This is a genomic window from Arenimonas sp. (assembly GCF_019459675.1).
Taxonomy (GTDB): Bacteria; Pseudomonadota; Gammaproteobacteria; order Xanthomonadales; family Xanthomonadaceae; genus Arenimonas.
Map to the genome: position 1 here is coordinate 1 of NZ_JAIBFH010000072.1, position 4175 is coordinate 4175.

The 4175-nt window shown below is 70.7% G+C and carries 6 protein-coding genes; 4 read left to right on the forward strand and 2 right to left on the reverse strand.

What is annotated here, in order from left to right; translation table 11 throughout:
* Positions 1-58 precede the first annotated feature (58 nt).
* The 4 genes from K0M70_RS02765 (at position 59) to K0M70_RS02780 (ending at position 2490) form a co-directional block, all read left to right on the forward strand.
* Entirely contained in the window at positions 59-361 is a 303-nt protein-coding gene (locus tag K0M70_RS02765) for an aminotransferase class I/II-fold pyridoxal phosphate-dependent enzyme (RefSeq protein ID WP_343211189.1), read from the forward strand.
* Positions 362-363: 2 nt separating this feature from the next.
* Complete coding sequence (gene bioH / locus K0M70_RS02770) at positions 364-1134, forward strand: pimeloyl-ACP methyl ester esterase BioH (RefSeq protein ID WP_290778977.1); 771 nt, start codon at positions 364-366, stop codon at positions 1132-1134.
* The gene (bioC, locus tag K0M70_RS02775) at positions 1131-2006 is read left to right on the forward strand and encodes a malonyl-ACP O-methyltransferase BioC (protein ID WP_290778968.1); all 876 of its coding nucleotides are present in this window, start codon (positions 1131-1133) and stop codon (positions 2004-2006) included. The genes bioH and bioC overlap by 4 nt, the downstream gene beginning before the upstream one ends.
* Before the next feature lie 94 nt (positions 2007-2100).
* On the forward strand, positions 2101-2490 hold the full coding sequence (locus K0M70_RS02780; RefSeq protein WP_290778971.1) for a DUF4377 domain-containing protein: 390 nt from the start codon (positions 2101-2103) through the stop codon (positions 2488-2490).
* A 4-nt stretch (positions 2491-2494) separates the two neighbouring features.
* Here the strand turns inward: K0M70_RS02780 and K0M70_RS02785 are convergent, their stop codons facing one another.
* The gene (locus K0M70_RS02785) at positions 2495-2947 is read right to left on the reverse strand and encodes a PH domain-containing protein (protein WP_290778974.1); all 453 of its coding nucleotides are present in this window, start codon (positions 2945-2947) and stop codon (positions 2495-2497) included.
* 120 nt (positions 2948-3067) lie between these two features.
* A complete protein-coding gene (locus K0M70_RS02790; RefSeq protein WP_290778980.1) occupies positions 3068-4018 on the reverse strand; it encodes an integron integrase in 951 nt (316 codons plus the stop codon).
* Positions 4019-4175 lie beyond the last annotated feature (157 nt).

Sequence of the window (4175 nt, forward strand, 5' to 3'; positions counted from 1 at the left end):
GGCGGCCGCCATGCGCGCCAGCCGGCGCCTTAACCGACGCTAACCCGGGCGGCGGGCTATGCGGCCCTCCCTGGGGGCGCGGTTTCGCCGCGGCGCGTCGGCCCTGGGCCTGCCGCTGCATGAATCGTTCACGCCGATCCAGCCGATGGTGCTGGGCGACAACGCCCGCGCGCTGGCCGTGTCCCAATCCCTTGAAGCCGCCGGCTACCTGGTGACGGCCATCCGCCCACCCACGGTGCCCGTCGACCAGGCGCGCCTGCGCATCACGCTGAGCGTGGACCACGGCGAACGCGACGTGGACGGGCTGCTGGCCGCGCTGGCCGAAGCACTCAAGGCCGCGCCCGAGCCCACTCCGGCATGAGCCTGTTCCATGAAGTGCGCGGCCAGGGCCCGGCCCTGGTGCTGCTGCATGGCTGGGCCATGCATTCGGGTATTTTCGCGCCGCTGGTGGAAAGGCTGGCGGCGGATTTCACCGTGCACCTGATTGATCTGCCGGGCCACGGCCGCAGCGCCGGCGCCGGTCTGCCGCTGACGCTGGAAAACGCCGCGGCGCAGGTGTTGGCGGCGGTGCCCGAACGCGCACTGTGGCTGGGCTGGTCGCTGGGCGGGCTGGTGGCGCTGCAGGCCGCCGCCACGCAACCGGCGCAGGTGCGCGCCCTGGTGATGCTGGCCGCCGGCCCGCGTTTCGTCAGCGGCCACGACTGGCCGCAGGGCATGGACGCGTCGGTGTTCCGGGATTTCGCCCAGGCGCTTGGCAACGACTACCCCGGCACGCTCGACCGCTTCCTGATGCTTGAGGCGCAGGGTTCGGACCGCGTGCGCGAAGAGCTGCGGCTGCTGCGCGGCGAAGTGTTCGCGCACGGCGAACCGGCCGCCGACGTGCTGCGCGATGGCCTGGGCCTGCTGGAAAACACCGACCTGCGCGGCGCCCTGCCCACGCTGGCCATGCCCAGCCTGTGGCTGGCCGGTCACCGCGACCGGCTGGTGTCGCCCGACGCCATGCAGGCCGCCGCCGCCCTGGCGCCCGGCGCCACCTTCCACTGCGTCCAGAGCGGCGGCCATGCGCCCTTCCTCACCCACGCCGACGAAGTGGCCGGCGCGGTGTTCGGCTTCGCCAGCACCTGCCCGCCGTGAGCGACCTGTTCGACCGCCGCCAGCTGCGCCGCGCCTTCGGCCGCGCTGCGCCCCATTACGCGGCGGTGGCCGCACTGCAGCGCGAAGTGGAGGCCAGGCTGCTCGAACAGCTGGATTACCTGGAAGACCGGGTGCCGCTGCGCGTGCTGGACCTGGGCAGCGGCCCGGGTCGCGCCGCCGGTGCGATGAAAAAGCGCTTTCCGCGCGCCGAGGTGATTGCCCTGGACGCCGCCCTGCCGATGCTGCGCGAAGTGCCCGCCCACACGCGCTTCTGGCGCCCGGTGAAGCGCGTCTGCGCCGACGTGTCGCAGCTGCCCCTGGCCGACCAGTGCACCGACGTGATCTTTTCCAGCCTGTGCCTGCAGTGGATCGACAACCTGCCGGCCGTGCTGGCGGAATTCCGGCGCGTGCTGCGGCCCGACGGCCTGCTGCTGTTCACCACGTTCGGGCCCGACACGCTGCTTGAACTGCGCAATGCCTACCAGGCCGTGGGCGAAACGCCGCCGCTGTCGCCGTTCGCGGCCATCCAGCAGGTGGGCGACGCGATGCTGGCCGCCGGCTTCAAGGACCCGGTGCTGGAGCGTGACTGCTTCACGCTGACCTATCCGGACCTGCGCGCGCTGATGCGCGAGCTGCGCGCCATTGGCGCCGGCGACGCGCGCAGCGACCGCCGCCGCGGGCTGGGGGGTCGCGCACGGCTGCAGCGCGTCACCGCGGCTTACGAACCTTTGCGTAGCCAGGGCGTGCTGCCCAGCACCTGGGAAGTGATCACCGCCCAGGCCTGGGGGCCCGCACCCGGTGCGCCGCGCCGCGACGGCGGCGGCGACCTGGCGACGTTCCCCGCCGACCGCATTGCGCTGCGCCGGCGCTGAGCCAAGGGATTGCATCGCGTATCGCGTGCGGGCATGGCCTGACGCATCCGTGCCGGTGGCGCTAGACTCGAAGCCTGCCCTGCCGGAGTGAGCCATGTCCCCGTACCGCATCGCGATGTCTGCCGCCCTGGTGTTGGCCGCGGCGGGCTGCGCCACTACTTCTTCCACCGTGCTGACGCCTGCGGCCGGCAGCCAGCCGCAGGTCGTTGCGCCGGCGCAGGGCGAAGAGCGCGAGATCATCGTCAACGTTGCCGGCCAGCGCGCGCCGTGCACCGGCGTGGCGCCCACGCTGTGCCTGCAGGTGCGCACCCAGCCCGGCGCAGCCTGGACCCTGCACCATGGCGATATCGAGGGCTTCACCTGGCAGTCGGGCACCGAGTACGTGATTCGCGTGCGCGAAGTGACCGTGGCCAACCCGCCCGCCGACGCCCCGTCGCGGCGCTGGGTGCTGCAGGAAGTGCTGGAAAGCGGTCCGGCGCTTTAGGCGCTCAGTGCAGCGCGTCGTGACCACCGGCGTCGTCGAAGCCGCCGCTGCCTGACTCCAGCGTGCGCACGCGCTTGGCGTCGCGCCGCGCCTCCGACAGCCGGCGAACGGACTGGCGCAGGGCTTCGGCGTTCTTCAACCAAGGCAGGTGGATCTCGGGCGTGGACGCGTCCGAAGTAAACAGGATCACTTCGCCCAGGCCGAACATCCTTTCGAAGAAGGTTTGTTCCAGGCGCGTGTCGCGCACGCGGTAAAGCTCCAGGTCTTCGGTGACGCGGGTGAACACGCCCCGGCGGATGCTCAGCCGCTGGTCGGTGAGCGTGTACACGGTGTTGCGGGTTACCAGCCAGCGCCAGATCGCCCACGGGATCGGCACCAGCAGCACGCAGGCGATGAACCAGCCGAGGTTCTGCAGCTGCGAGGGCGTGCCGGTCCATTCGATGCGTTCGTCGGCCATGTCGGGGGTCCTGGGCGGTGGTAGTAGGGTGTTGGGCGAGTATAGCGGCGCCTTGCGCGCGGCCGTTGGCGGCGCGCGGCGCCGGTGGGCCGGGCGGGGTGCGCGGGCCTGCCGGCTGCCTCAGGGCGCCGCGTCCAGCGGGCTGCGCACCGCGCTGGCGCCGCGACCCAGTACATGGGTGTAGATCTGCGTGGTGGCCACGTCCTTGTGGCCCAGCAGCGCCTGCACCGTGCGGATGTCGTAGCCTGACTCCAGCAAATGGGTGGCGAAACTGTGGCGCAGCGTGTGCGCACTGACCGGCTTGCCCAGGCGCAGCCGCAGCGCCGCCTGCTTGAGGTGCCGCGACAGCGCTTCGTCGCCCACGTGATGCCGGCGCGTCGTTCCATCGCGGGGGTCGTTCGACAGCGCATCGGCAGGAAAAAGGTATTGCCACGCCGGTTCGACCGCGGCATTGGGATATTTGCGCGACAGGGCATGGGGCAGCCAGACCCGTCCGTGGCCTTCCGACAGGTCGGCGGCGTGCAGCCGCAGCGCATGGGCCAGGGCGTCGCGCAGGCCGGGAACCAGGGTGTCGGGCAGCATCGTGCGCCGGTCCTTGCCACCCTTGCCATCCCGCACCACGATTTCCCGGCGCGCGAAGTCCACGTCCTTCACGCGCAGCCGCAGGCCCTCCATCAGCCGCATGCCCGTGCCGTACAGCAGCGCCGCCAGCATCCGCGGGCGCGCCGGCATCAGCTCCAGCAGGGCCCGCACCTCGGCCGCGGTAAGCACCGTGGGCAAGCGCTGCGGCCGCTTCGCCCGTACCACGTTCTCCATCCACGGCAGGTCCACCCCCAGCACCTGCCGATAAAGAAACAGCAGCGCCGAAAGCGCCTGGTTCTGTGTGCTGGCCGCCACCTTCCCACGCACCGCCAGATGGGTGAGGAACATCTCGACCTCCGCCCCACCCAGCTCACGCGGATGCCGCATCTGGTTGGCCCGGATAAACCGCCAGATCCACCCGACATAAGCCGTTTCAGTACGAATACTGTAGTGATTGGCGCGCAGCCTGCCGCGAACAGCCTCCAACAACCCACGCGGCCGCGCCTCCCCGGCCGACGTGATTACACCGGCATCCACGGCCGCTTTAGCACTATCTGGTCGTTTAACTACCATATAGGATGATGCTGACCAAACCCGCCCCCCGCAGCAGTCGGCCAACCCCGTTATTAATGGTAATAAATCAACC

Bases quoted from the DNA above. Each gene is read 5' to 3' on its own strand.
- K0M70_RS02765 (WP_343211189.1), top strand. From the start codon at position 59: ATGCGGCCCTCCCTGGGGGCGCGGTTTCGCCGCGGCGCGTCGGCCCTG.
- K0M70_RS02780 (WP_290778971.1), top strand. From the start codon at position 2,101: ATGTCCCCGTACCGCATCGCGATGTCTGCCGCCCTGGTGTTGGCCGCG.
- K0M70_RS02785 (WP_290778974.1), bottom strand. From the start codon at position 2,947: ATGGCCGACGAACGCATCGAATGGACCGGCACGCCCTCGCAGCTGCAG.